The organism is Paracoccus sp. UBA889 (assembly GCA_002294185.1).
Classification (GTDB): Bacteria; Pseudomonadota; Alphaproteobacteria; order Rhodobacterales; family Rhodobacteraceae; genus Paracoccus.
Genome location: DBFD01000019.1, coordinates 14,783 through 39,231, shown reverse-complemented (window position 1 = coordinate 39,231; position 24,449 = coordinate 14,783). Strand labels below are relative to the sequence as shown.

Annotated in this window: 28 protein-coding genes and 2 pseudogenes; 5 read left to right on the top strand and 25 right to left on the bottom strand. The window is 65.0% G+C overall.

The window, feature by feature from the left end; genetic code table 11:
* The 8 genes and pseudogenes from B4L36_RS03055 to B4L36_RS03025 all read right to left on the bottom strand — a co-directional run.
* Nucleotides 1–747 (bottom strand): annotated as a pseudogene (locus tag B4L36_RS03055) (IS3 family transposase); the annotation flags it as partial.
* A gap of 547 nt (nucleotides 748–1,294) precedes the next feature.
* Nucleotides 1,295–2,023: a DUF7146 domain-containing protein gene (locus B4L36_RS03050; RefSeq protein WP_292952177.1), complete on the bottom strand. Its 729-nt coding sequence runs from the start codon at nucleotides 2,021–2,023 to the stop codon at nucleotides 1,295–1,297.
* 151 nt (nucleotides 2,024–2,174) lie between these two features.
* On the bottom strand, nucleotides 2,175–2,408 hold the full coding sequence (locus B4L36_RS03045; RefSeq protein WP_292952174.1) for a hypothetical protein: 234 nt from the start codon (nucleotides 2,406–2,408) through the stop codon (nucleotides 2,175–2,177).
* A gap of 137 nt (nucleotides 2,409–2,545) precedes the next feature.
* Nucleotides 2,546–2,758, bottom strand: a complete 213-nt coding sequence (locus tag B4L36_RS03040) for a hypothetical protein (RefSeq protein ID WP_292952171.1) — start codon at nucleotides 2,756–2,758, stop codon at nucleotides 2,546–2,548.
* Nucleotides 2,751–2,936: a hypothetical protein gene (locus B4L36_RS16170; RefSeq protein ID WP_366522637.1), complete on the bottom strand. Its 186-nt coding sequence runs from the start codon at nucleotides 2,934–2,936 to the stop codon at nucleotides 2,751–2,753. Before B4L36_RS16170 ends, B4L36_RS03040 begins: the two co-directional genes overlap by 8 nt.
* Before the next feature lie 359 nt (nucleotides 2,937–3,295).
* Nucleotides 3,296–3,652 (bottom strand): annotated as a pseudogene (locus B4L36_RS16165) (ImmA/IrrE family metallo-endopeptidase); the annotation flags it as partial.
* Nucleotides 3,653–3,858: 206 nt separating this feature from the next.
* The gene (locus B4L36_RS03030) at nucleotides 3,859–4,212 is read right to left on the bottom strand and encodes a helix-turn-helix domain-containing protein (protein WP_289594942.1); all 354 of its coding nucleotides are present in this window, start codon (nucleotides 4,210–4,212) and stop codon (nucleotides 3,859–3,861) included.
* Between the two features lie 453 nt (nucleotides 4,213–4,665).
* Nucleotides 4,666–5,538, bottom strand: a complete 873-nt coding sequence (locus B4L36_RS03025) for a LysR substrate-binding domain-containing protein (protein ID WP_292952156.1) — start codon at nucleotides 5,536–5,538, stop codon at nucleotides 4,666–4,668.
* 97 nt (nucleotides 5,539–5,635) lie between these two features.
* On the opposite strand from B4L36_RS03025, the gene B4L36_RS03020 reads away from it, so the two are divergent.
* Nucleotides 5,636–6,340 carry an SDR family oxidoreductase gene (locus B4L36_RS03020; RefSeq protein WP_292952153.1) on the top strand — a complete coding sequence of 235 codons (705 nt, stop codon included), beginning with the start codon at nucleotides 5,636–5,638 and terminating at the stop codon, nucleotides 6,338–6,340.
* Between the two features lie 55 nt (nucleotides 6,341–6,395).
* Here the strand turns inward: B4L36_RS03020 and B4L36_RS03015 are convergent, their stop codons facing one another.
* The 5 genes from B4L36_RS03015 to B4L36_RS02995 are packed head-to-tail and all read right to left on the bottom strand — an operon-like array spanning nucleotide 6,396 to nucleotide 11,384.
* Nucleotides 6,396–6,896 (bottom strand): TRAP transporter small permease, encoded by a 501-nt coding sequence (locus B4L36_RS03015; protein ID WP_292952150.1) that lies wholly within the window; start codon nucleotides 6,894–6,896, stop codon nucleotides 6,396–6,398.
* Between the two features lie 5 nt (nucleotides 6,897–6,901).
* Entirely contained in the window at nucleotides 6,902–7,933 is a 1,032-nt protein-coding gene (locus B4L36_RS03010; protein ID WP_292952147.1) for a TRAP transporter substrate-binding protein, read from the bottom strand.
* Nucleotides 7,934–7,972: 39 nt separating this feature from the next.
* The gene (locus tag B4L36_RS03005; protein ID WP_292952144.1) at nucleotides 7,973–9,268 is read right to left on the bottom strand and encodes a TRAP transporter large permease; all 1,296 of its coding nucleotides are present in this window, start codon (nucleotides 9,266–9,268) and stop codon (nucleotides 7,973–7,975) included.
* The gene (locus B4L36_RS03000) at nucleotides 9,265–10,167 is read right to left on the bottom strand and encodes a hydroxymethylglutaryl-CoA lyase (RefSeq protein WP_292952141.1); all 903 of its coding nucleotides are present in this window, start codon (nucleotides 10,165–10,167) and stop codon (nucleotides 9,265–9,267) included. Before B4L36_RS03000 ends, B4L36_RS03005 begins: the two co-directional genes overlap by 4 nt.
* Nucleotides 10,167–11,384 carry a CaiB/BaiF CoA transferase family protein gene (locus tag B4L36_RS02995; RefSeq protein ID WP_292952138.1) on the bottom strand — a complete coding sequence of 406 codons (1,218 nt, stop codon included), beginning with the start codon at nucleotides 11,382–11,384 and terminating at the stop codon, nucleotides 10,167–10,169. Before B4L36_RS02995 ends, B4L36_RS03000 begins: the two co-directional genes overlap by 1 nt.
* Before the next feature lie 128 nt (nucleotides 11,385–11,512).
* Here B4L36_RS02995 and B4L36_RS02990 point away from each other — a divergent pair, with 128 nt between their 5' ends.
* Nucleotides 11,513–12,214: a GntR family transcriptional regulator gene (locus B4L36_RS02990; protein ID WP_292952135.1), complete on the top strand. Its 702-nt coding sequence runs from the start codon at nucleotides 11,513–11,515 to the stop codon at nucleotides 12,212–12,214.
* 90 nt (nucleotides 12,215–12,304) lie between these two features.
* Here B4L36_RS02990 and B4L36_RS02985 read toward each other — a convergent pair whose 3' ends face one another.
* The 7 genes from B4L36_RS02985 to B4L36_RS02955 form a co-directional block, all read right to left on the bottom strand.
* Nucleotides 12,305–12,595, bottom strand: a complete 291-nt coding sequence (locus tag B4L36_RS02985) for a YrhK family protein (protein WP_292952132.1) — start codon at nucleotides 12,593–12,595, stop codon at nucleotides 12,305–12,307.
* Nucleotides 12,592–13,671, bottom strand: a complete 1,080-nt coding sequence (gene pheS / locus B4L36_RS02980; protein ID WP_292952129.1) for a phenylalanine--tRNA ligase subunit alpha — start codon at nucleotides 13,669–13,671, stop codon at nucleotides 12,592–12,594. Before pheS ends, B4L36_RS02985 begins: the two co-directional genes overlap by 4 nt.
* 68 nt (nucleotides 13,672–13,739) lie before the next feature.
* Nucleotides 13,740–14,453, bottom strand: coding sequence for an arsenical resistance protein ArsH (gene arsH, locus B4L36_RS02975; RefSeq protein WP_414692131.1), 714 nt, complete (start codon nucleotides 14,451–14,453; stop codon nucleotides 13,740–13,742).
* Nucleotides 14,446–14,865 (bottom strand): arsenate reductase family protein, encoded by a 420-nt coding sequence (locus B4L36_RS02970; protein WP_292952126.1) that lies wholly within the window; start codon nucleotides 14,863–14,865, stop codon nucleotides 14,446–14,448. The genes arsH and B4L36_RS02970 overlap by 8 nt, the downstream gene beginning before the upstream one ends.
* Nucleotides 14,862–15,908: an ACR3 family arsenite efflux transporter gene (gene arsB / locus B4L36_RS02965; RefSeq protein WP_292952123.1), complete on the bottom strand. Its 1,047-nt coding sequence runs from the start codon at nucleotides 15,906–15,908 to the stop codon at nucleotides 14,862–14,864. The genes B4L36_RS02970 and arsB overlap by 4 nt, the downstream gene beginning before the upstream one ends.
* A gap of 7 nt (nucleotides 15,909–15,915) precedes the next feature.
* On the bottom strand, nucleotides 15,916–16,788 hold the full coding sequence (locus tag B4L36_RS02960; protein WP_292952120.1) for a metalloregulator ArsR/SmtB family transcription factor: 873 nt from the start codon (nucleotides 16,786–16,788) through the stop codon (nucleotides 15,916–15,918).
* 77 nt (nucleotides 16,789–16,865) lie between these two features.
* A complete protein-coding gene (locus B4L36_RS02955) occupies nucleotides 16,866–18,224 on the bottom strand; it encodes a cytochrome P450 (protein ID WP_292952117.1) in 1,359 nt (452 codons plus the stop codon).
* Between the two features lie 199 nt (nucleotides 18,225–18,423).
* Here B4L36_RS02955 and B4L36_RS02950 point away from each other — a divergent pair, with 199 nt between their 5' ends.
* Nucleotides 18,424–18,909, top strand: coding sequence for a DUF411 domain-containing protein (locus B4L36_RS02950; protein ID WP_292952114.1), 486 nt, complete (start codon nucleotides 18,424–18,426; stop codon nucleotides 18,907–18,909).
* A gap of 60 nt (nucleotides 18,910–18,969) precedes the next feature.
* Here B4L36_RS02950 and rplT read toward each other — a convergent pair whose 3' ends face one another.
* The 4 genes from rplT to pyk form a co-directional block, all read right to left on the bottom strand.
* Nucleotides 18,970–19,329: a 50S ribosomal protein L20 gene (gene rplT / locus B4L36_RS02945; protein ID WP_292952111.1), complete on the bottom strand. Its 360-nt coding sequence runs from the start codon at nucleotides 19,327–19,329 to the stop codon at nucleotides 18,970–18,972.
* Nucleotides 19,330–19,346: 17 nt separating this feature from the next.
* Entirely contained in the window at nucleotides 19,347–19,547 is a 201-nt protein-coding gene (gene rpmI / locus B4L36_RS02940) for a 50S ribosomal protein L35 (RefSeq protein ID WP_292952108.1), read from the bottom strand.
* A gap of 116 nt (nucleotides 19,548–19,663) precedes the next feature.
* Entirely contained in the window at nucleotides 19,664–19,897 is a 234-nt protein-coding gene (locus tag B4L36_RS02935; protein ID WP_292952105.1) for a hypothetical protein, read from the bottom strand.
* 33 nt (nucleotides 19,898–19,930) lie between these two features.
* On the bottom strand, nucleotides 19,931–21,376 hold the full coding sequence (pyk, locus tag B4L36_RS02930) for a pyruvate kinase (protein ID WP_292952102.1): 1,446 nt from the start codon (nucleotides 21,374–21,376) through the stop codon (nucleotides 19,931–19,933).
* A gap of 95 nt (nucleotides 21,377–21,471) precedes the next feature.
* Between pyk and B4L36_RS02925 the strand changes: the two genes are divergently transcribed.
* Nucleotides 21,472–22,230, top strand: coding sequence for an N-formylglutamate amidohydrolase (locus B4L36_RS02925; protein ID WP_292952099.1), 759 nt, complete (start codon nucleotides 21,472–21,474; stop codon nucleotides 22,228–22,230).
* 62 nt (nucleotides 22,231–22,292) lie between these two features.
* Here the strand turns inward: B4L36_RS02925 and B4L36_RS02920 are convergent, their stop codons facing one another.
* Entirely contained in the window at nucleotides 22,293–23,153 is an 861-nt protein-coding gene (locus tag B4L36_RS02920) for a D-amino-acid transaminase (RefSeq protein WP_292952096.1), read from the bottom strand.
* 161 nt (nucleotides 23,154–23,314) lie between these two features.
* Between B4L36_RS02920 and B4L36_RS02915 the strand changes: the two genes are divergently transcribed.
* Nucleotides 23,315–24,274, top strand: a complete 960-nt coding sequence (locus B4L36_RS02915; RefSeq protein WP_292952093.1) for an L-malyl-CoA/beta-methylmalyl-CoA lyase — start codon at nucleotides 23,315–23,317, stop codon at nucleotides 24,272–24,274.
* Nucleotides 24,275–24,449 lie beyond the last annotated feature (175 nt).

Sequence of the window (24,449 nt, the reverse complement as noted above, 5' to 3'; positions counted from 1 at the left end):
CGATCACACGCCGTGAATGCAGATCGAGGATTACGGCCAGATACAACCAACCTTCGCGGGTCCAGACATAGCTAATGTCACCGGCCCACTTCTGGTTGGGCGCATCAGTGTTGAAGTCTCGATCCAGCAGGTTCGGCGCGATATTGAACTTGTGATCGCTATCGGTCGTCACCTTGTGTTTGCGGGTTCTGACGACAGATATGCCGTTCTGGCGCATCAAACGGCCCGCACGGCGATGACCGACGTCCAGGCCGATCTCCTTCAACTCTTCGGTCATTCGCGGCCTGCCGTAGCTACCAAGGCTCAGGCGGGACTGTTCTTTGATGTGTGCAAGCGTGACCATATCAGATCGTTGTCCGCGACTGGCAGGGCGGCTACGGAAGGCCCGCAAGCCACGTGTGCTGACGCCAACGACACTGCATAAACGGTTGGCTGGGAAATGGGTCCTGTGTTCCTCGACAAACCTAAATCTCATTGCTTTAGGCCCGCGAAGAACTGGGTGGCCTTTTTTAGGATTTCCCTCTCCTCCCTGAGAAGCCGGATCTCACGTCGAAGCCGCTCATTCTCTTTGGCGAGGTCCAAATCCTCTTGTGAAACCACGTTCGTGTCTCGATGCGCTGTGATCCATTTGTTCAGCGTCGACATTCCAACGCCCAGATCATCAGCCACCTGCTTGCGCGTCAGCCCACTGGTCAGCGCAATACGCACCGCATCCTGGCGGAATTCGTCCGTCCGTTTCAATCCCATAGTTCGTCTCCTTTGTTGCAGTAAATGCTATCAAAGGAGCGGCATCAAACCGCGACAGGTCCACGCAACGTCTCGACCGACCCGACCGTAATCGGGACGGCCAGGGGTTGCATGCCGGCAGCGCGGCGGAAGCGAACCGGCGGCTTGTCGATGATCCGCCAGCCGGTGGCGTTGATCTCCACCGCCCGCCAGGCCTCGTCTCCGAGATCGAGGTAAAGCCGTCCGTCGAGACCGCCGACGCGGATGAACACGGGCCGTTTCGGACCGTCGAAANNGCCGCGCCCGCCATCCCCGCTTTCTTCGGCCATGGCCTCGTCGAGCGCCGTCACACGGCATCCGGCCTTCTTGAGCTTCGCGCGCCAGGCTTCGAAAGCCGCGCGATCCTCAGACTTGAGGGCGACCAGCCGTTCCAGGACCTCGGGCGTGAATGCCGCGCCGGGATCTTCGGCGGATTTCTCGACCAGACCGTCAAGCGGATCGGGGATGTCCTCGGCCGCATCTATCGCGTCGAGGATCGGGTTCAGGTCTTCACCGTCAATCTCGTTGCTCATTGTGCGCCCTCCTCGATGCCGGGCGCGCGGCCGAGCAGCACGTCGTTGAAATCCATGCCACGCGGAGGCCGGGCAATGCGCACCCGCCGCCCCTCCCGCATCCAGCGCAGCGCGCAATCTCGGGCTGCGACCTCGCCGGGATCGTCGCCATCGGCCAGAATAATCAAGTCGCGGAAGCCGCCGGGCAGGTCGAGCGCCGGCAGCCCGGAAGTGGACAGCGCCGCCCATGCGGGAAGTCCGGTTGCCTGCATGGCCGCGAGACAGGTCTCGATGCCTTCGCCGATCATCAGGACTTCGCCGGGTTCGCGAAGGCGAACCGCCCCGCCCCGGCACGGGCCGAACATCATCTTTGCGGGTTCCACGGCCGCCTTTCCATGGCCCTCGCGGGCTAGGAATGTCCGGTGGATGGCCAGTGGCGGGTCGTCAGCGCCCCGCGTCACTAGCGCCACCATGCAGGGCCAGATCCCGCCCGAGGGGTGCTTCAGGCCGCGATGAAAACGAAGCGATGGCGGCAGCGAACAGGTCAGGCCGCGCGAGGCGAGATAGGCCTCGACCGGCGTGCCGTCGGCAGGAATCGTGGACTGCCCTATCGAAAGCGCGACAGCACTCCGTTCCGTCTGGTCGGGATCGGGTCGCGGTGGCGACACCTTGCGGTGACGCGATTTCCGGAGGGACGAATGCGCCTTGCCGTCCCACAATCCGCGTGCTTTCAGGGCCGCGATCACGTCGCGCTGGTCGCATCCGGCATGACAGCGCATTAGCACCCTGCCGTCGGCATCACGGATGGAGAGGCTGGGCTCGCGGTCGTCATGGGCCGGGCAGCGCGCCGTCCAGCCTTGTCCGACCTTGTGGCCGCCAAGCGCCCTGGCGATGGTTTCAGCAGTCATCGCGCACCTCCTCATCGCCAGAGGCCGCCGTGTCACCGTTATCATTCGCCGAGGCCGGCTTATCGGCCCGCGACCACTCGGCCAGGACGGCAAAGAAGCCGGTCAGGCTGGCGGCGATCTGCTTCGCCTCGTCGCGGGTCACATCGCGCCCGAGGCGCGGTTGCCAGACCTCGCGGGTCCGGCCGATCAGTTCGTCATTGCGATTGTCGTTTGCTGCTTTCACCGAAGATCTCACGGATGGCTTCTCGCCGCTCCGTGCCCCTGATCTCCGGCCTCGGACTCTCACCGATAACGCAGGATCGCATCGTCATTTGCATGTTCGGCGTCCCAATCGCAGGGATCGCCGGTTCGCGCGCCTTGTCAGCGCGGCAGCTCGTCCTCGGGGATCGTGAACTTGTGGGACTTGCCCGCCTCGATCACGAGGTCGCGCTTATTGTTCTTGCCGATTGGGCCGGAAATGGCGCAGCGGAAATGACCGTGGCGCAGACCGTCGAGAACGATCTGGTCGAGCGCCTGGCGCAGTTGAGGGCCGTTGGACAGGCCGTCGTTGGGATGGGGAGTTTTCTCACGCATTGTGCAGCAGCGCCTTCATGTCCTTGATGGTGGTGAAAAACGCGAGGGGCGGCACCGTCGCCCCGTCGCCGTAGAACGAAAGCATGTCCTCGCGCCGGGACGGGCGGTCCCGGAAGACGAACACCTTGCGCCGTCCCTCGGCGCGCAGATCGAGCAGTTCGTATCCGGTGCAGCGCATGAAGCAGGCGAGATAGAAGTCTCGGGTCTCGAACCCGTCCTCCCGCGCCGCTGTGCCGTATTTCGCCTGTCCACTTTACACTTTACAGTCTCGTCAAAAAAGGGGCCGGATTTCCTGCCGGACAAAAGCCGCTGGAGCGGCACCATACGATGAAGCAAGCCAAGCTTTTCCAGCCGGATGCGCATGGCGATTGGGGAAACGACGAAACGCTCGGCCAGCGGCTTGCAGAAGCGTTCCAGCGCCTCGTCTTCTGTTTCAGAAATGTCGAAATCGCCAACGGAAGCATGGATGCGCGGAATCTCGACGAAGGAGTGCGCAACTGGCGTTTCTGGTTGGAGGACGCGCTGCTTCCGGTCAGGAAAGAACTCGTTCCACGCGGCAAAGACCATCTTGCGCGGCATCAGCAGGCAGGAGGCATAGAAATCGGCCTGCCATTCCACCCGCTCCTTTGCCTCGCGCGACCGGCAGATGAACTTGGGTTCGCTCGCGGCATCAAGGAAGGACGTTTGCGCCGCGTCCTGCACGATCAGGTGCTGATGCAGCCGCCAGTGCCCGCCGCCCTCGTGGGCCAGCGTGAAGCGATAGCGGCCCTCCCGCGAGGGGTTCTCCTCAGGATCGAGGCTTTCGTCGATGAATATGCTTCCGTCGCCGTAGATCGCGCCGAGGATGTCGGGCTGGCCGTTCGGAGGGCGAGGAACATTGTGGCGCGCGTGCATGTCGTCGAAATCAATCCGCAGCTTGAGGTACTTTTCCACGATGTCCTCAACAGGGATGGGCGGCTCGATCGTCACGCCCCGAGCGCGCTCATACTCTCCGATAAGGGAAGCGGCGTCGCGCTCGATAGCCTCTTCGGCAAGATAGGGAACAAATCGGCTCATCCGTCATCCTTCATCTGCATCAGCGGGGCCATGCCCCGGTGGCTTCACTTGCCCTTGGCCTTTCCTGCCTCCCGAGAAAGCCGGGCCAGGTCCTCGGCGCTCAGACCGTTGGCGGTTCGCAGCAGCGCAGACATTTCGACAGGATGCCGCTTGATGATGTCGGCGAGATCGGATGGCACGCGCCCCGCCATCGCCAGCAATTCGTCCGGATCGCATTCGAGAATCTGCGCGATCGACCGAACCTTGTCCTCAGTCGGCGGCGTGAACTCGTCGCGCTCCACCTTCGACATATACGTCGGGCTCACCCCGATCTTCTTGGCCATCTCGCGCAAGCCGATCTCCCGCGCCTCACGCTCGCGGCGAATAAACGCCCCGAACTTCTCCCTCCCGCTGGTCATGGCTCCTGTCTCCGTTTCCTGTCTAGCGTTCACTCTACACTTGATTCGATAGGTTCGTCAACCATCCACTAAACGGTGGCCGAAATGCCTTCAGGCAGCAATCTGAAGTTCTCGGATATCTTCAAGCAAGCGCCTGAAATCTGGCTCAGGCGCAACGCACATGGTTCGAAACGTGTTCAGGAACGGCAGCCATTTCCCGATGTCCCGCGCGCAAAGGATCCGTGATGCCTTGGCGGACAACGCGGATGCGCCGGCTTTTCCACTTGTGCAAGTCTGATCAGATGCCGCGGCGGTGGCTTGACGGTCGGAATATCGGCGCTGCGGACATGGATCGGCTTGATCGGGGCGCATGTGCAATCAGACGGTCGGCATCGGGATCGATACACCGTTCGAGATCAAGCCCTTGTCCAGATAATTTACACCGCTTTCAAGAAACCGTCTCGCCCGCGCAGGTCATGGTTCCGACGCCTCGATCAGCCATCGACAGGTGGTCTCGACGGCGTCCGACCGGTTCGTTCCGCGGCGCGCAAGGAGGAAGAAATCCCCCTGCCCGCTGAGTTCTTGCGCAACGACCTGCACCAGCCGCCCGGCCTTCAGATCGGCCGCGACAAGAAACCGGCTGGCCAGGGCCGCGCCCTGTCCCGCCAGCGCCGCGTCTATGGCCAGAGTTGTCTGGCTGAGGCGAATGTCGCGCCCCTGGCTGTGCGCAACGCCACACAGCCGCAGAAAGCCGGGCCAGAGATCATGCGCGTCATGCAGCTTGGGTATCACGGCAAGCGCCGCCCGGTCCAGCGGGCCGGAATGCCCGGCAAGCAGGCCCGGTGAGGCGACCGCGACGATGTTCTGCCGAAACAGCAGATGCGCCCGGAGCGCGGCGCCGAATGGAGGGGCGCCGAGACGGACCGCCAAGTCGATACCGTCGGCGTGGAAACTGGACAGCTTTTCTGTCGCGAGGATCCGCAGATCGATGTCGGGATGTTTCGCGGTGAAGTCCGGCAGGTGCGGGATAAGCCATTTCGCGGCGAATGTGGGTGTGACGCTGATCAGCACCCGCGCTGCCTGAGGCCGAAGCACCGCGGATGCCTCGCGCAGGATGGCGAAAGCTTCGGCGACCCGGGCGTGATAGCCGCGTCCGGCCGCCGTGAAGGCCAGTCCCTTGGGCAGACGCGCGAACAATGCCATGCCGACATGGCCCTCAAGCCCTCGGACCTGTTGCGCGACGGCGCCCTGGGTCACGCCCAGTTCGCCTGCCGCGGCACGGAAGTTCAGGTGCCGTCCGGCGGCCTCGAAGGCGCGCAGCGCGTTCATGGGAGGAAGATCGTTCATCTGGCAGTCGTATTTCTACTGTCAGGCGGCGTCAATTCTGGTTCGCTTCTGCGGCCGATCCGGGCTATTCAGGATCGCAAGCACCAAGGAGGCTGTCATGACAGTAGAAAAGGTCGCGCTGGTTACGGCCGGTGGAAGCGGGATGGGCGCGGATGCTGCGCGGCGGCTGGTCAAAGACGGGTTTCGGGTCGGCATTCTCTCGTCCTCCGGAAAGGGCGAGGCGCTGGCCGAGGAGCTCGGCGGTGTCGGCGTGACCGGTTCGAACCGATCGGTTGCCGATGTGACCGCGCTGGTCGGCAATGTGATGGACCGCTGGGGACGGATCGACGTCCTGGTCAATTCCGCCGGTCACGGTCCGAAGGGTCCCGTGCTCGAGATCTCAGACGACGGCTGGCACGAGGGGATGGAGGTCTACCTGCTGAACGCGATCCGCCCCGCCCGGCTGGTGACGCCGATCATGCAAAAGCAGGGCGGCGGCGCGATCATCAACATCTCGACCTTCGCAGCCTTCGAACCCGATCCGCTATTTCCCACCTCGGGCGTGTTTCGCGCGGGCCTCGCTGCCTTTGCCAAGCTCTTTGCCGACCGATACGCGGCCGACAACATCCGCATGAACAACGTCCTGCCCGGCTTTATCGACAGCCTGCCCGAAACCGAGGACCGGCGCGTGCGCATTCCCATGGGCCGCTATGGCCGGGCCGCCGAAGTCTCGTCGCTGATCTCCTGGCTCGCCTCCGACGAGGGCAGCTACATGACCGGCCAGAACCTGCGCCTCGATGGCGGTCTGACCCGCGCTGTCTGAGGCTGCGTCCTCTCGGCCATTCTTCTCGGCGCAACCGTCCGATGTGGAACAAGGCTTAACCGTAATCGGATCGCACAATGTCCTTGCGGCGCGCGAAGACCATCAGCACGAATTGCAGGCCCAGCACGGCAAAGCCGACCGGCATCAACCCATAGGGTATCCACATGGGCGTGCCGAACGCGCTGCTGACGCGCTCGCCATAGGCGAAGGCGTCGCGCGCCATCAGCCAGCCTCGCCAGGCGATCGTGAACGAGAAACCCGCGCCCACGACCGCGATCACGACCCGCAGAAGGTGCTGCAACGCCGGATTGCCGCGTTCGGCCAGAAAGCCGATGCCGATCTGTTCGCCTCGTCGAAGCGTGTCGGCTGCGGTGACCAGCGCCAGATACACCATGAGAAACGAGTTGATCTCCATGCTCCAACTGGTGGCGCGGGCAAAGAAGTGCCGCGTCAGCGCGTCATAGCCGATGGTGATCATCATGAAGACCAGCACCAGCGCGCCGCCGGCCTGCAAGATCCAGGTCAGCCAACCCATCGCACGGTCGACGGCGCGCATCGGCGTTATGCTTCTTCGCCAAGGGCCAGCGCGATGGCACGCTGACCCACGTCAGGACCGACCTCGTCAAGCCAGACCTGACGCACGTCGACGTTGATCTTGTCGAATTCGGCGATCTCGTCGTCGGCCGGCTCGATGACTTCGATCCCGGCCTCCTTGAAGGCGGGCCAGTATTGATCGCGGAAATAATCCTCGTTCGCTGCGCGGGCGCTTTCCTGATCGAACCATTCGACCCCCTCCATGAAGGCGGCGCGGACATTCTCGGGCATCGCGTCCCAGCGGCGCGTGGTCGTGAAGACGCCGATCGCAAAGCCTGTCACCGGCATCCGATAGGCATAATCCACCTGTTCCTGGATCGAGCGTCCGTTGATGGTCGAGATGTTGGCCACGGCCGCATCGACCGTCCCGCGTTCCAGCGCGAGATACAGTTCGGACGAGGGAATGCGCACCGGGGCGGCGCCGAAATGTTCCAACGCAGCCGAGGCCTCGAAGGACACGAGCCGGATCTTCTTGCCGTCGATCTGGGAGAGGTTGGTGATGGGCGCGCTTTCGATGCTCCAGATATATTCCGGTTCCATGATTCCACCGCCAAGCGACAGGCAGCGCAGCCCCTGTTTTTCCAGCTCTGCCGCGATCAGTTCGAACAGGGGCGCGCCGCGGCGCAACCGGTCGGGGTTCTCATAAAGGGGGCCGACCACGCCGGGCAGGCCCAGGACCCCAAGGATGGGCAGCGACCGCGTGACATAGGATGAGGTGTGAAACATGAAGTCGATCGTGCCAGCCCGCAGCGCCGGCAGTTGTTCATCCGCCGCGACCAGGCGGCCGCTGTCATAATAATCCAGCGCGACGACGCCTTCTCCCGCCTTGTTCACCCGGTCAACCAACCCCTGCGAACCATATGCCAGATCGGCATAGGATGGCGGCAGGTAGCTGACCCCGGTCAGCGTCTCGGCGGCAAAGGCCCGCCGCGGCAGCCCCGCAAGGGACAGCCCGCCAAGAGCGGCGGTGGCGCCAAGGATCTGTCTTCTGGTCGTCATGTCTTCTCCTCCCTCTTTTTGTCTATCGTCAGGCGGGGCTCAGGGCATCAGGCCCGGCAGCCACAGCGCCATTTCAGGCACCAGCACGAACATCGCCAGCACCAGGAATTGCAGGATCACGAAGGGCAGCACGCTGCGGATGATATCCTCGATGGCCAGGACCGGGGCGACGGCCTTCAGCGTATAGAGGTTCAGCCCCACGGGCGGCGTGATCACCGCCATCTCGAGATTCATGACCAGGATGATCCCGAACCACAGCGGATCATAGCCCAGGGCCGTGATCAGCGGCAGCAAGATCGGCGTCGTCACCACGATCAGCGAAACCGCGTCGATCAGCATGCCCAGGAACAACAGGGCGATCATCACCACCATCAGGATGGCGAAAGTCGGAAGCTGGGTCTGGGTCAGGGCCTGCGATACCGTATCGGGCAGCCGGATCAGGTTGAGGTAATCGCCAAAGATCCGCGCGCTGCCCATGATCAGCAGGATCGCCCCCGAGATCCGCGCGCTCGACGCGATGATCTGCCAGAAACGCATCCATGTCAGGCTGCGAAACACCAGCGCCGCCAGCGCCAGCGCGCCCAGGGCGCCAAAGGCGCCCGCCTCGCTTGGCGTGGCGACGCCGGAATAGATGACGCCCAGAACCAGAAGCACCAGCAAAGCCGCGTGCCACAAGCCGCCAAGCGAACGCAGGCGTGCCCCCCAGTGCGTGGCTTCGGTTTCCCGCGGCGCCTCGGACGGATTCAAACTGGCGCGGATCCAGATATATCCCGCCAGGGCCATCGCCAGGATCACCCCCGGCACGATCCCGCCAATGAAAAGATCCGCGACCGAGACGCCGGAGACGGCGCCATAGATGATCAGCGGGACACTGGGCGGGATCAGCATGGCAAGCGCGCCCGAACTGACGACCGCCCCGGCCGCAAGCCGATGCGAATAGCCGCGCGCAAGCATTTCCGGAACGGCGATCGATCCAATGGCCGCGACCCCTGCGATCGAGACCCCCGAGACCGCGCCGAACACCGTCGAGGCGCCGACGGTCGCGATCGCCAGTCCGCCGCGAAGGCGGTTGAACCACAGCGCCGCCGCACGGTAGAGATTGGCCCCGACCGGCGTTGCCGACAGGAAATTTCCCATCAGCACGAACAGCGGCAGAGCCAGCAGTTCAAAGCTGTTCAGCTGCGCGAAAAGCGAACTGGGCCCGAAGAACAGCGCCATCGACCCGCGCGCCATATAGAGTCCGATCATCCCGGCCGCACCAAGAGCCAGAAAGATCGGGGCGCCGATGGCGATCAACGCCAGAAGGGTGACCAGAACGATCAGCGGTTCGATCATGCGGCGCCCTCGGCGGCGCCGAACCAGCCGGCGCGAGACATCTGCCCGGTCACGCGCCCCGGAACACGCTGATCCAGCCAGTCGATCTGCGCGGCCAGCCGGTCATGCGACAGACCCGTCGCCATGCCTTGCCGCGTCAGCAGATAATTCGCATCCTCGGTCGCGATATTGCCGGTTGCGCGCGGCGCGAAGGGACAGCCGCCCAGGCCGCCGATGGATGTGTCTGCAACCTCGGCGCCCAGTTCGATCGCCGCGATCAGGTTCGCCATACCGGTCCCGCGGGTATTGTGCAGATGCACGCCCCAGCCCGTGCCGCCCAGAACCGGAGCCATCGCGCGATGGACCCGTCGGATATCCGCCGGGGCGGCGACGCCGATCGTGTCGGCCAGCACCACCTGCCCTGCGCCGGCCGCGATCACGGCCTTTGCCATGGCGGCAACGCGGGCCTCGGATATCTCGCCCTCGAAGGGGCAACCGTAGGCGGTGGCGATGACGGCTGTCACATCGCGCCCGGCCTCGCTGGCGACGGCCGCGGCGCGGCTGAATTCGGCAACGCTGTCTTCCGCCGACATTCCCTGGTTGCGGCGGCAGAACGTGTCCGAGGCGACGACGGCAAAGCGCAATTCGGTCGCGCGGGTCGCGATGGCACGTTCCGTCCCCTTCAGGTTCAGGACAAGCGCCGCCAATCGCACATCCGGCAAGGGGGGCAGGCCCGCCAGAACCTCTTCGGCGCCGGCCATCTGCGGGACGCGGGCGGGATGGACCATGCTGACCGCCTCGACATGCCGCGCGCCGGCATCGGCAAGCCCGGTGATCATCTCGATCCGCTCCTCGACCGAAAATATCCGGTCGAGGTTCTGCAATCCGTCGCGCGGTCCCACCTCGCACAGGGTCAGCATCAGATCACCCCCTCGGCGCGAAGCTCGTCCAGCTGGCTTTCCGACAGACCCAGACGACCATAGACCTGCGCGTTGCTGGCGCCGATTTCCTGCGGGCCAAGCCATGCGATATCGCCCGGAGTATCGGACAGGACGGGAAAGACACCCGGCACGGTGATGCTGCCGAACTCGTCATCCTCGATGTCGCGAACCATGCCCCGCGCACGGAAATGCGGATCCTCGACCACCTCGGCGATCGAATTGATCGGGCCATGCACCACGTCGAAGCGATCCAGCCGCCGGGTCAGTTCGGCCATGGTCAGCGCGCCGGACCATTCGGCGATCAGCGCGTCCAGTTCCTGCTGGTTGTCGCCGCGCGCGATATGGGTCGCGTATTTCGGATCGCTTGCCAGTTCCGGACGATCCATCGCCCGGGTCAGCCGGCGGAACATCGCGTCCACATTGGCCGCGATGACGACATAGCCCGCATCGCTGGTCGGATAGATGTTGGACGGCGCGATCTTGGCCAGCCCCGACCCCGAGGGCTTGCGAACATGGCCGGTCTTGGAAAATTCTGTCACGCAGCTTTCCAGCATCGCAAAGCAGCTTTCGGTGATGGCCGCATCGACCACCTGGCCCTGCCCGCCGTTTCGATCGCGACGGAACAGCGCCATCATCATGCCCTCAAAAGCGAACAGCGCCGTCAGCGTATCACCGAGCGAGATTCCGAAACGCGGTGGCGGCATGTCCGGATAGCCATTGATATAGCGCAATCCCGACATCGCCTCGCCCACCGAGGCAAAGCCGGGCCGCGAGGCATAGGGACCTGTCTGCCCGAAGCCCGAAACCCGCACGATCACCAGCCCCGGATTGATGCGATGCAGGCGCTCGGGCGACATGTCCCATTTTTCCAGCGTCCCGGGCTTGAAGTTCTCGATCAGCACATCCGCGGTCTCGATCAGCTTGCGCACCAGCGCCTGCCCACGCGGATGGCGGAGATCGGCGGATACCGAATGCTTGTTGCGCGCCATGATCGGCCACCACAGCGTCTTGCCCTGATACTGGTTGCGCCCCCAGTTACGGATGGGATCTCCGGTGCCGGGCGGCTCGATCTTGATGACCTCGGCTCCGAAATCGGCGCAGCGCGTGCCGACGAAGGGACCGGCAAGCAATTGTCCCATCTCGATCACACGCAGACCCTGCAGGGGGCCGAACTCTCGCCCTTCGGGTTCGCTCATTGCGGCTTTTGTCCCCCTTGAATCCCAAAGATCGCATCTCTGGATACATTCTGAACCAGATTCCGTCTTGCTTGCAAGAAACTTAAGAATATGGATACAATTTCTGAAATTTTTGCATTCGTGACCCGATGGAACATTCGAAATCCGCAACCTCCACCGACCGAGCCTATCGTCAGTTGCGGGACGCGATCCTGAGCGGCAGCCTGCCGACCGATCGCAAGGTGACCGAGACCGGGCTTGCATCCATGCTGGGTTTGTCGCGAACGCCCGTCCGCGCGGCGATCGGCCGCTTGCTGATCGAGGGTTTGCTGCAACGCCGCAGCGGCAGCGGCCTGTGGTGCGTGCTGCCCACGCCCGGCGAGATGCAGGAGATCTTCGATATCCGGGCGCGGCTGGAATCCTATGCCGCGGCGCGCGCCGCCGAACGCGCCAGCGCGGAACAGCGCGAGGCCGTGAAGCAATCGGCCGAACGCATGTCACGTCACGTCGCCGCCCTGGCGAAGCGCAGCGATCCGGATATCGCTCGCCGGATCGAGGAAGAGAATGCGTTTTTCCATCGGCTGATCCTCGAGGCCGCCTGCGCCCCGCGGCTCGAAAGGCTGCTTCAAAGCACCGTGGATGTGGCTTTCGTCAGCCTGACCCTGCAACGTTACAGCCTTGGTCAGCGGGTCCGCTCGGCAGGCCATCACCACGACATTGCCGAGGCGATCGCCCTTGGCATGGCGGAATGGGCCGCCCGCACGATGGAGGCGCATATCCTGGCGGCCGCAGCCTCATTCAGGAACCGCTACGGCGTTGCGGCCGAGACACCGCAAGATGACAAGGCCTGAGCCCGCCCGCGGCGGTGTCGATGCGGTCCACAAGACAGGCTGGCGGCGCCAAGGGGCAATTGGGACAACCTGCCAAGGCTTGTCCCGAACCTACCCCAACCGGTCCGCCAGAGTCTTCGTCTCGCCCATCCGGTAAAGCTTGATTTCACGCCACAGCCGCAATGTCGGCTTCATCGCGAAGAAGACCGAACCGATGGTGAAGAACCAGGTCGCCGGGGTTTGAAGGCTGGCGGAAAAGAACATCATCGATCCGATGATGAAGCACAGGGCCGCCGCGAAATCGACGACGGTATGGGCGATCTCGAATTGCGCATAAAGGCGGCGCGCGGCGGGGGTCGCCTCGCGACGGTGGTGCCGGAAGATGCCGCGCCAGAAGCTCAACGGTTCAGGCCGCCCGCGACCGAGGGGATGTCGCCCGGCGCAAAGCCGAAATGGCGCAGCCAGCGCAGGTCGCTTTCAAAGAAGGCGCGCAGGTCGGGAATGCCGTATTTCAGCATCGCGAGACGGTCGATGCCCATGCCGAAGGCAAAGCCCTGCCAGCGATCGGCGTCGATCCCGGCCGAACGCAGCACATGCGGATGGACCATGCCCGAACCCAGCACTTCCAGCCAGCCGTCGCCCTGTCCCACTTTCAGCGTGCCGCCTTCCCAGGAGCACTGGATATCGACCTCGGCCGAGGGTTCGGTGAAGGGGAAATGGCTGGCGCGGAAACGGGTCTTCACCGGTGTCCCGAAATAGGCCGAGAAGAATTGTTCCAGCACCCATTTCAGTTGCGCCATGGAAATGTCGCGGTCGATGGCCAGCCCCTCGATCTGATGAAACATCGGGGTATGGGTCTGGTCCATGTCCATCCGGTAGACGCGGCCCGGCGCGATCACGCGGATCGGCGCGCCGTGTTCCTGCAGGGCGCGGATCTGGACCGGAGAAGTATGCGTGCGCAGGACATGCGGCGGGCGATCGTCGCCGGGCGCGCGGTGCATGAAGAACGTGTCGTGTTCCTGCCGCGCGGGATGTTCGGGGGCGATGTTCAGCGCGTCGAAATTGTACCAGTCGGTTTCGACCTGCGGGCCTTCGGCGACGGCGAATCCCATATCCGCGAAGATCGCGGTAACTTCGTCGGTGACCTGGCTGACCGGATGGATGGTGCCCGCCGGGCGCGGCCGGCCGGGCAGCGTCACGTCCAGCCATTCGCCGGCGAGGCGTGTCTCCAGCGCGGCATCCTCCAGGCTGGCTCGGCGGGCGCGCAGCGCGGTGTCGATCTCGTCGCGCAATTCGTTCAGGGCGCGTCCGGTGGTCTGACGTTCCTCGGGGCTCATCCGGCCCAGTTCGCGCATCTTCAGGCTGATCTCGCCCTTCTTGCCAAGCGCCTTGAGCCGCACCTCCTCGATCGAGGCCGGGTCGGCGGCGTCCTTGATGCGGTCCAGCCATTGCTGGCGCAGAGGGGTCAGATCGTCCATCGTCATGCCTTCGCGTGGCTTCCTGGCCCTTGCCTTAGCATTGTGTCGGGCGCTGGAAAAGGCCGGGCTCAGACGGCTTTCGTCTGGTTGACGCGGGCCGACAGGGCCGCGCGGCTTTCGACACGTTCGGAATAGCGGTCCACCAGATGGTCGCGGATGTCGCGGGTCAGCAGGGTGAACCGCATCAATTCCTCCATCACGTCCACGATGCGGTCGTAATAGGGCGAGGGCTTCATGCGACCCTGATCGTCGAATTCGTCCCAGGCCTTGGCGACCGAGGATTGATTGGGGATGGTCAGAAGCCGCATCCACCGGCCCAGGATGCGCAACTGGTTGACGGTGTTGAAACTTTGGCTGCCGCCGCAGACCTGCATCACCGCCAGCGTCTTGCCCTGGGTGGGCCGCACGCCGCCCAGCGACAAGGGGATCCAGTCGATCTGGGTCTTCATCAAGCCCGACATGGCGCCGTGGCGTTCGGGCGAGGACCAGACCATGCCTTCGCACCACCGAACCAGATCGCGCAACTCCGCGACCTTGGCGTCGTCGGCCCCGGTCGCATCGGCCAGCGGCAGGCCGCGAGGATCAAAGATCCGCGTCTCGGCGCCCAGGGCGTTCAGGACACGGGCGGATTCCTCGGCGGCAAGCCGCGAAAAGCTGCGCTCGCGCAGCGATCCGTAAAGCAGAAGGATGCGCGCACCATGAGTGCTGCGCGCGGACGGAAACAGCGCATCGGGGTCAGGGGACGGCAGGCAATCGCGGCGGATATTCGGCAGGTCAGCCAAGGATTTCTCCTTTTCCGTTCATGATCATCTGGCCATCTTCCTTGAAGATCGGGCCAGACGGCACGCGATCCAGCAGCGGCAGGACGGTTTCCGAGGGCCGGCACAGGCGCACGCCACGGGCCGAGGCGACGATGGGCCGGTTGACCAGCACCGGATGGGCCAGCATCGCCTCCAGAATCGCGGCATCCTCGACGGTATCATCCAGCAGGCCCAGTTCGGCCGCCGGGGTTCCGGTGATCCGTAGCGCCTGTCGGGGCGTCAGGCCTGCGGCGGCGAACAGCGTCAGCAGGTGCGGGCGGGTCCAGCCTTCGCGCAGATAGTCGATCACGACCGGGTCGGCACCCGAGGCGCGGATGATGGCCAGAACGTTGCGCGAGGTGCCGCAATCGGGATTGTGGTGGATGACGATCATGCGCGGGCCTCGGGAAAACGGTCGCGGGTCCGGTTGGCAAAGGCCACCAGCGTCAGCATCACCGGCACCTCGACCAGCACGCCGACCACCGTGGCCAGCGCCGCGCCCGAGTTCAGGCCGAACAGGCTGATCGCGACCGCGACGGCCAGTTCGAAGAAATTCGAGGTTCCGATCAGCGCGCAGGGCGCAGCGATCCGGTGCGGCACACCAAGCGCATGGGCCGCGGCGTAGCTGAGGGCAAAGATGCCATAGCTCTGGATCAGGATCGGCACCGCGATCATGGCGATCACGACCGGCCGGTCCAGGATGACCTGTCCCTGCAACGCGAACAGGATGGCCACCGTGGCCAGCAGCCCGATCACCGAGAACGGCTTGATCCGGGCGGTAAAGGCGGCGGTGGCGCCGCGCATCGCGTGGCGGGTGATCTGGCCCGCGATCAGCGGCAGCACGATATAGAGCACCGTCGCCAGAACAAGCGTCTGCCAGGGCACCTCGACCTCGGTCACGCCCAGCAGAAAGGCGACGATGGGCGCGAAGGCCACCACCATGATGAGATCGTTCACCGAGACCTGGACCAGCGTATAGGTCTCGTCCCCGCGGGTCAGTTGCGACCAGACGAACACCATCGCGGTGCAGGGGGCGGCGCCCAGCAGGATCAGCCCGGCGATATATTGCGATGCATCGGCCGGCGCGATCCACGCCGCGAAGACATGATCGAAGAACAGCACCGCCAGCAGGGCCATGGTGAAGGGCTTGATCAGCCAGTTGACCACAAGCGTCACCAGCAGGCCGCGCGGCTGACGGGCGATGCCCGAGACCGCGCCGAAATCGACTCCGATCATCATCGGATAGACCATCGCCCAGATCAGCACGGCAACGACGAGGTTGATCGAGGCGATCTCGGCCCCGGCGACGGCCTGCACGAGACCGGGCGCGATCACGCCCAGGCCGATGCCGCCGATCATGGCGGCCAGAACCCACAGGCTGAGCCAACGTTCGAACCCGCCCAGTCCGCCGGCATGGGATGCGGAGATATCGGTCATTGCTGTCTCACCCCGCCTGCAACTGGTCTGAACGGGCGCCGATCTGGTCGATGCGGGCCTGCAACGAGGCGCGTTCCAGCGACTCGATCGGCAGGCTGATGAAGGCGGCCAGCCTTGTGGCCAGCATCTGGTGGGTGCGGCTGAAGGCTGCGGCCTGTTCGGCCGCGTTTCCGGTGAATGCGGCCGGGTCGGGCACGCCCCAATGCGCGGTCACGGGATGGCCTGGCCAGACCGGGCAGACCTCGCCGGCTGCGTTGTCGCAGACGGTGAAGACGAAATCCATCCGCGGCGCGTCGGGACCGGCGAATTCGTCCCAGCTTTTCGACCGGATGCCGGCAAGATCGTAGTCCAGCCGTTCCAGCAATTGCAGCGTGCGCGGATTCGGCTGGCGCGAGGGGTGCGAGCCGGCCGAAAAGGCACGGAACCGGCCCGAGGGATCGGCGTTCAGGATCGCCTCGGCGATCAGCGACCGGGCCGAATTGGCGGTGCACAGAAACAGCACGTTGAAGGGCGTGTCGCGCACCTTGTCCTCCGATGGCGAAATGGGTCGGGGCGGGTTGATGAGGTTGTTGACGGCGGGCCTGCACAAATCCGGATTCCCGCCGCAGCAATCGCTGAGCAGGTAATCGACCAGATGTCGCATGGTGGTCAGGTCGGCGAAATAGCGGATCGAACGTCCCTCGCGGCGCTTCGCGATCAGCCCGGCCGCAGACAGCACCGACAGATTGGCCGACAGCGTGTTATCGCGCACCGACAAAGCCTCGGCGATCTGGCCCGCCGGCATGCCATCCGCGCCCGCCCGGACCAGAAGACGGAACACCGACAGGCGCAGCGGCTGGCCGAGGGCGGTAAAACAATCGAGGGCATCTTTCGTTTCCATAATTCACGAATAATGGAACTATCTTCGGGGCGCAAGAGTCATTTTTCCCAGCCGCCAGCGCCGCGCCGAATCCGTCGTCAGCGCCGCGCGACGTTCAGCCAGACGCCCCCATGCGGCCGCAGGGTCAGGATCATCCGCGGCTCTGGCGCGCGGCCGGCTATCGCGGTGAAACGGAATCGCGACAGCAGGGTGGCAAGGATGATCACCGCCTCCTGCATCGCGAACCCGGCGCCGATGCAGATCCGGGGACCGGCGCCGAAGGGAAGAAAGGCATAGCGGTCGGGCGGGGTCAGGAACCGGTCCGGATCGAAGGCATCGGGATTCGTCCACAGCAGATGGTGGCGATGCAGGGCATAGATCGGCAGCATGACCGTGTCGCCGGGACGGACCTCGCGGCCGCACAGCCGGTCATGCGCCTGCGCCGTGCGCGACAGGAAGGCCGCCGGCGGATAAAGCCGCAGGGCCTCGGACACGATGCGCTGGATCAGCGGCAGCCGCTCCATGTCGGCGGCGGCGGCGGCCCGGTCGCCGAGGATCGCCCGCGCCTCGGTCGCTGCGCGGTCCTGCACATCGGGATCGAAGGCGCAAAGATACAGCGCCCAGGCCAGCGTCAGTGCCGTCGTCTCGTGTCCCGCCACGATGAAGGTCAGCAGGTTGTCGCGCAGCTCGTCGCGATTCATGGTGCGTCCGGTCTCGGGATCGTCGGCATCCAGAAGCAGATCCAGCAGGTCGGGCGGACCCTGCCGTTGCGCGGCGGCGGCCCGGTCCGTGATGGCCCGGTCCGCGATCTGCTTCATCTGTCGCAAGCCCTGCCCCGCAAAGATCCGTCCCGGACGCGGCACCCATCGCGGCACGCCGATCACATCCATCAGCGACACCTTGGCGGTCTGCGCGATATAGCCGTCGATGGCGTGATGCACCGCGTCGCGGTCAAAGGATCGTTCCCCCGACAAGGTCGCGTCCGAGATCACCTCGAAGGTCGCGGCCACGGTTTCGGCGAACAGATCCACAGGACCGGACGCGGCCTCGAGACGGCGGCAGGACGCCTCGGCGGCGGCGGTCATCACCGGGCCAAGCGCCTGAACATGGCGCAGCGCGAAGGCGGGCGCGGCGGCTCGGCGCTGCCAGCGCCAGTTCGCGCCTTCGGCGATGAACAGGCTGTCGCCGATTGCCGGTTCCAGGATCAGCTTGGTGACGACCGATTTCGGATAATCCTCGACCCGGTCCTTCAGGATATGGCGCAGGCTGTCGGGATCCATGACCATGTGCCAGCGGATACCGGTCTGTCCCGACACGATGGGCTGACGCAGCGCCAGTTCGGGAATGATCCCCAGCACGTTGCGGCGCGCGATCATCACCGTCCTCAGGATGCCGACGGGACGGGTGGCCAGCGGCACGCGGGCCGGGATGGCGGACACGGGATCATGATGCGTCATGGCACGACGATAGACGGGCGCGACCCGCGGCTCAATCGCCGGTCTGTCGCACCCTTGTGATCGGACGGGCATTGATCGCCCCCGACCGGCGCCGCAATGTGGAAGAATGCGACCTCTCGCATGAACGCGAGGCCGGCCTTGGCCATGTGTTCCTGCGATGTTGCTTGCGCCGCCTGATCGACACCAAAGAGAGAAGACGATGAACCGCACCTCCTCGACCCGCCGCAACCTGCTGACCGGGGCCTTGATGCTGACCGCGCTGCCATTGCTGCGCCCCCTCGCCGCCCTGGCCCAGTCCGAAAGCCAGGCCGCACCGCAGATGAATGTCACCAAAAGCCCCAGCTGCGGCTGTTGCAAGGGTTGGGTGGATCTGGCCCGGCAACAGGGCTTTTCGGTCAGTGTCACCGACACAGACGATTACGAAGGCATGAAGACCGCCAACGCGGTCCCCGAGGCGCTGTGGTCCTGTCACACCGCGGTCATCGACGGCTATGTGATCGAAGGGCACGTGCCCTTCGCGGCAATCCGGACGCTGCTGGCAGAGCGACCCGACATCGCCGGTCTTTCGGTGCCCGGAATGCCGCCCGATTCGCCCGGCATGGGCGGCGGCGCGGATGCGGTTGTGCCCGTCACCGCCTGGGGCGGCACCGCGGGCGACGGCACGCCCTTCGAATTCAAGTCATAGCACGCAGAAAGCCCGCGCCGATCCGGCGCGGGCTTTCGGAAGTTCGCGAATCCCGTGCGATCAGGCCGCAGCCTTCGCCTTTTCGACGATGGCGCCGAATGCCTCGGGCTCGTGGATGGCCAGATCGGCCAGAACCTTGCGATCCACCTCGATCCCCGCCTTCGCCAGCAGGTTGATGAACCGCGAATAGGTCATGTCGGCATCGGCCAGACGGACGGCGGCATTGATCCGCTGGATCCACAGCGCGCGGAAGTTGCGCTTGCGGTTCTTGCGGTCGCGGGTGGCATATTGGTTGGCCTTGTCCACCGCCTGCGTCGCGGTGCGGAAATTGCGCGACCGGTTGCCGTAATAGCCCTTGGCCTTGTCCAGAACCTTCTTGTGACGGGCGTGGGTAACCTTGCCGGATTTAACTCGTGCCATTGTTCAGTCCTCGACGATCAGCGGTTATAGGGCATGTATTTCTTCACGATCCGGGCATCCGCGTCGCTGAGGACGGTGGTGCCGCGCGCATCGCGAATGAACTTCGTGGTGCGCTTGATCATGCCGTGGCGCTTGCCGGCCTGGGCGGATTTCACCTTGCCCGTGGCCGTCATCGAGAACCGCTTCTTGGCGGCCGCTTTGGTCTTCATTTTCGGCATTTTCATCTCCTTCGTATCAGAGTGAACGCGCGACTCGGCAATGCCATTCCGGCCGGCCGCGCGGGTCGAAGCGCGCCCTATAACGGGGCGCGCCAGTCTTGGCAAGAGATGCCGGCCTATTTGCCCGGCGGGGTCATCGCATCGGTCGCGACCCGATCCCAGGCGCGGGCGAGGTCGCCGGCCTGGAACGGTTCGGGATTCAGATAGGCCGCGGCGAAGATCGCGACGATGCCCAGGATCAACGTGATCACGGCGGCGCGCGGCGGCGTCGCCTGGACAAGCTGCACCACGGCCAGCAGGATCGAGACAAGGCCCAGCGCAACGCCGGCCAGCAGCAGATAATCGGACATCGAAACCACCCGTTCTTCTTCGCTGTTGCGGGCTTATTCCGGATCGGAGGCGAAGATCAAGCGTTCGTCGCAAGGCGCGATGCGCACGATGTTGGTCGTGCCCGGCACGTTGAAGGGCACGCCGGCCATGACCACGACCTGCCGCGTCTCGTCGGCGAAGCCGAAATCCCGCGCAGCGCGGGTCGCGTTCACCACCGCCTCCTTGAAGCGGGTCAGACGCGGCGTGATCACGCAATGCGTCCCCCAGGTCAAGACCATGCGGCGCAACACGTTTTCCAGCGGCGTCAGCGCGATGATGGGCACGCGCGGGCGTTCGCGGGCGACCAGACTGACGGTTTTGCCCGACTGGCTGAAGGCGCAGATCGCGGCCACGTCGGTCGTTTCGGCGATCTCGCGGGCGGCGGTAACGATGGCGTCGGCCACACTGTGCAGTTCGGCCTGCCGCGCGGCCTCGATGATGCCGCGATAATTCGGATCGGCTTCGACCGAACGTGCGACGCTGTCCATCGTGGTCACCGCCTCGACCGGATAGGCCCCCGCGGCACTTTCGGCCGACAGCATCACGGCGTCGGTTCCCTCGTAGATGGCATTGGCGACGTCGCTGACCTCGGCCCGCGTCGGCATCGGGCTTTCGATCATCGATTCCAGCATCTGCGTGGCCACGATGACCGGCTTGGCCGCAGCACGGCATTGCCGCACCAGCCGCTTCTGGATCGGGGGCACCGAATGGACCGGCAATTCCACCCCCAGATCGCCGCGCGCGACCATGATCCCGTCGGACGCCTTCAGGATCTCGTCGAAGGCGCGCACCGCCGAGGGTTTCTCGATCTTGGACAGCACCGCGGCTCGGCCCCGGGCCAGGTGCCGTGCCTCCTCCACGTCCTCGGCGCGCTGCACGAAGGACAGCGCCAGCCAGTCCACGCCCAGTTCGCAGGCGAATTCCAGATCCTCGCGATCCTTGTCCGACAGGGCCGCCAGCGGCAACACCACGTCGGGCACGTTCACGCCCTTGCGGTCGCTGATCGTGCCGGCGACGGTGACGGTGCAATTGGCGAAGTCGGCGCCGCATTCATCCACCCGCAGGCGGATCTTGCCGTCATTGACAAGCAGTTCCGATCCCGCCTCCAGCGCGGCGAAAATCTCGGGATGCGGCAGCTGCACGCGATCGGTATCGCCCGGTTCCGCATCCAGGTCGAAGCGGAACCGATCGCCCGCTTCCAGATCGTGACTGCCCGTGGCAAAGCGCCCGACGCGCAGTTTCGGCCCCTGAAGATCGGCCAGGACGGCGATCGGGCGCCCGGTTTCGGCCTCGACGGCGCGGATGGCGTCAAAACGGGCCTTGTGATCGGCGTGGTCGCCATGGCTCATGTTCAGGCGGAAAACGTCGGCGCCGGCATCGAAAAGGGCCCGGATCATCTCTTGCGTCGAGGATGCGGGGCCAAGTGTCGCCACGATCTTCACATTGCGATGTCGTCTCATCATGCGCCCCTTCCACGTTTAGCGCTATCTATGCCGCAAACGCATGCCCGCGGCAACTGGCGTCCGGGAACATTCCGGCCTAGACAGGCTGCACCATGAAAGATGACCATTCCACGACGGAACGTGCCTTCTGGACGCTGGGCGAGGATCGCCCCTCGCGCTGGCTGATCACCTGCGACCACGCGACAAACCGGGTTCCCCGATGGGTCGGCGGCGGCGAACTGGGCATCGCCGACGCCGACATGGGGCGCCACATCGCCTATGATGTCGGCGCAGCCGGGGTGGCCGAACGTCTGGCCGCGCTGATGGATGCCCCCGCGATCCTGTCCGATTTCTCGCGCCTGGTGATCGACCCGAACCGGGGCGAGGACGACCCGACCCTGCTGATGCGTCTTTATGACGGCACGGTGATCCCGGCCAACAAGAGCGCCGACGCGGCCGAACGTCGTCGCAGGCTGGAGCGCCTGCACCGTCCCTACCATGCCGCGCTGGCGCGGCTGGCCGCCCGCCACCCGGCGCGCTGCCTCTGCGCGGTCCACAGCTTCACCCCGCAGCTGCGCGGCCGGCCGCCGCGTCCATGGCAGATCGGCATCCTCTATTCGCACCGCGACGCACGCCTGGGCCCTGCCATGGTCGCGGCCTGCCGCGCGGAAGGCTGGATCACCGGCGAGAACCAGCCCTATAGCGGCCATCTGGACGGCGATTCGATCGACCGTCACGCCCTGTCCCATGGCCGCCCCAACATGCTGATCGAGATCCGCAACGACCTGATCCGGACCGAACAGGGCCAGGCCGAATGGGCCGGAAGGCTGGCTCCGGTCATCGCGCGCGTGCTGGATGAAACGGGACTCTGAACCCTCGCGCTCTTTCCCAATACCTTCGGGGGTCAGGGGGCAGACAGCCCCCGGCGGCCGCCTCAGATCCCGGACTTGCGGCTTTCTTCCAGATAGATCTCGCGCAGGCGGGCCGCGACCGGGCCGGGCTTGCCGCTGCCGATTTCCACGCCGTCGATCTGGACCACCGGCATCACGAAGGCCGAGGCCGAGGTGACGAAGGCCTCGTCCGCGTCCTGCGCCTCGGCGATGGTGAAGCTGCGTTCCTCGACCTTCATCTGCGCCTCGGCGGCAAGACGCAGCACTGCGGCGCGGGTGATTCCGTGCAGGATGTCGTGGGATAATTCGCGCGTCACGATCACCCCGTCCTTGACGATATAGGCGTTGTTGCTGCTGCCTTCGGTCACGTGGCCGTCCTCGACCAGCCAGGCATCGTCGACGCCGCGCGCTTTGGCCTCCATCTTGGCCATCGAGGGATAGAGCAGCTGCACCGTCTTGATGTCGCGCCGCCCCCACCGCAGATCCTCGACGCTGATGATCTTCCAGCCGGTCTTCGACGCTGGCGCATCGGCAAGTCCGGGCTTCGACTGGGTGAACATCACCACGGTCGGGCGCGTTCCTTCGGGCGGATAGGCAAAATCGCGGTCACCGGCATTGCCGCGCGTCACCTGAAGATAGATCAGACCGTCGCCGATTTCGTTTCTTGCAACCAGTTCGCGAAAGGCGGCGGTGTAATCGCTCTCTGACAAGGGATCGGTCATCGCCAGTTCGTTCAGGGACCGTTGCAGGCGCGCCATGTGGCCGGGAAGGTCGATCAGCTTGCCGCCCAGAACGCTGACCACCTCGTAGACGCCGTCGGCCATCAGGAAACCCCGGTCGAAGATCGAGACGGTCGCCCGATCCTCGGGCAGATATTCCCCGTCAACATAGACAATGCGCGTCATTCCGTGTCCCTTCCCTCTGGCCGCGATTTCCGTTCCGCTCTTCGACCCTATCCCGATCCGCGTCAAGCTGCGCCGCGGCGCGCCCGATTTCGCGCTTGCAGCATCGGCCGCGAAACATTATTGCTCATCACGCCCGCGATTCGACAGATGAGGACCAGCGCATGAGCTTTCGCACCCAGCCCCTGCCCCCTGCCCGTCTGAACCGCTGCCAGTTGTTCGGCCCCGGATCCCGCGACAGCCTTTTCGAGAAGATGGCGAAATCGGAAGCCGACGTCATCAATATCGATCTCGAGGACTCGGTGGCGCCGGATGACAAGGAACAGGCACGGAAGAACGCGATTCAGGCAATCGGCGACGTGGATTGGGGCAGCAAGACGCTGTCGGTGCGGATCAACGGGCTGGACACGCCCTTCTGGTATCGCGATGTGGTGGAACTGCTGGAACAGGCGGACGAGCGGCTGGACCAGATCATGATCCCGAAGGCTGGCAACGCCGGCGACATCTACGCCGTGGACGCGCTGGTCACCGCGATCGAACGCGCGAAGGGTCGAAAGAAAAAAATCGGCTTCGAGGTGATCGTCGAAAGCGCGGCGGGCCTGTGCCATGTCGAAGAGATCGCCGCCGCATCGCCCCGGATGCAGGCGATCAGTCTGGGCGCGGCCGATTTCGCGGCCTCGATGGGCATGGCCACGACCGGGATCGGCGGCACGCAGGAAAACTATTACATGATTCGCGAGGGTCAGAAATACTGGTCCGATCCCTGGCACTGGGCGCAGACCGCGATCGTCTCGGCCTGCCGGACGCACGGCCTGCTGCCGGTCGACGGTCCTTTCGGCGATTTCTCGGACCAGGACGGATTCATTGCGCAAGCACGGCGTTCGGCGACGCTGGGCATGGTCGGCAAATGGGCGATCCATCCCGGCCAGATCGCCCTGGCCAACGCGGTCTTCTCGCCCTCCGAGGCAGCCGTGACCGAGGCGAAAGAGATTCTGGCGGCAATGGAAAGGGCCAAGGCCGAGGGCGCGGGCGCCACCGTCTACAAGGGGCGGCTGGTCGATATCGCCTCGATCAAGCAGGCCGAGGTGATCGTGCGGCAATCCGAACTGATCGCCGCAGATTGACGCAACACCCAGCGGGTCCGGACCAGTGGAGGGGGCCGGCCCGCGACGCGGGAGGGACAGGCCCCGTGCGGATCGAACGGGGCCTGTCGCGTCCGCGGCGCCCGTATCGCTGGTCCCCGGAAAGTGCGTCCCGCGGGCCCTCTGCCGGATAGCGCGGGGCGTGACGAAACCGCCG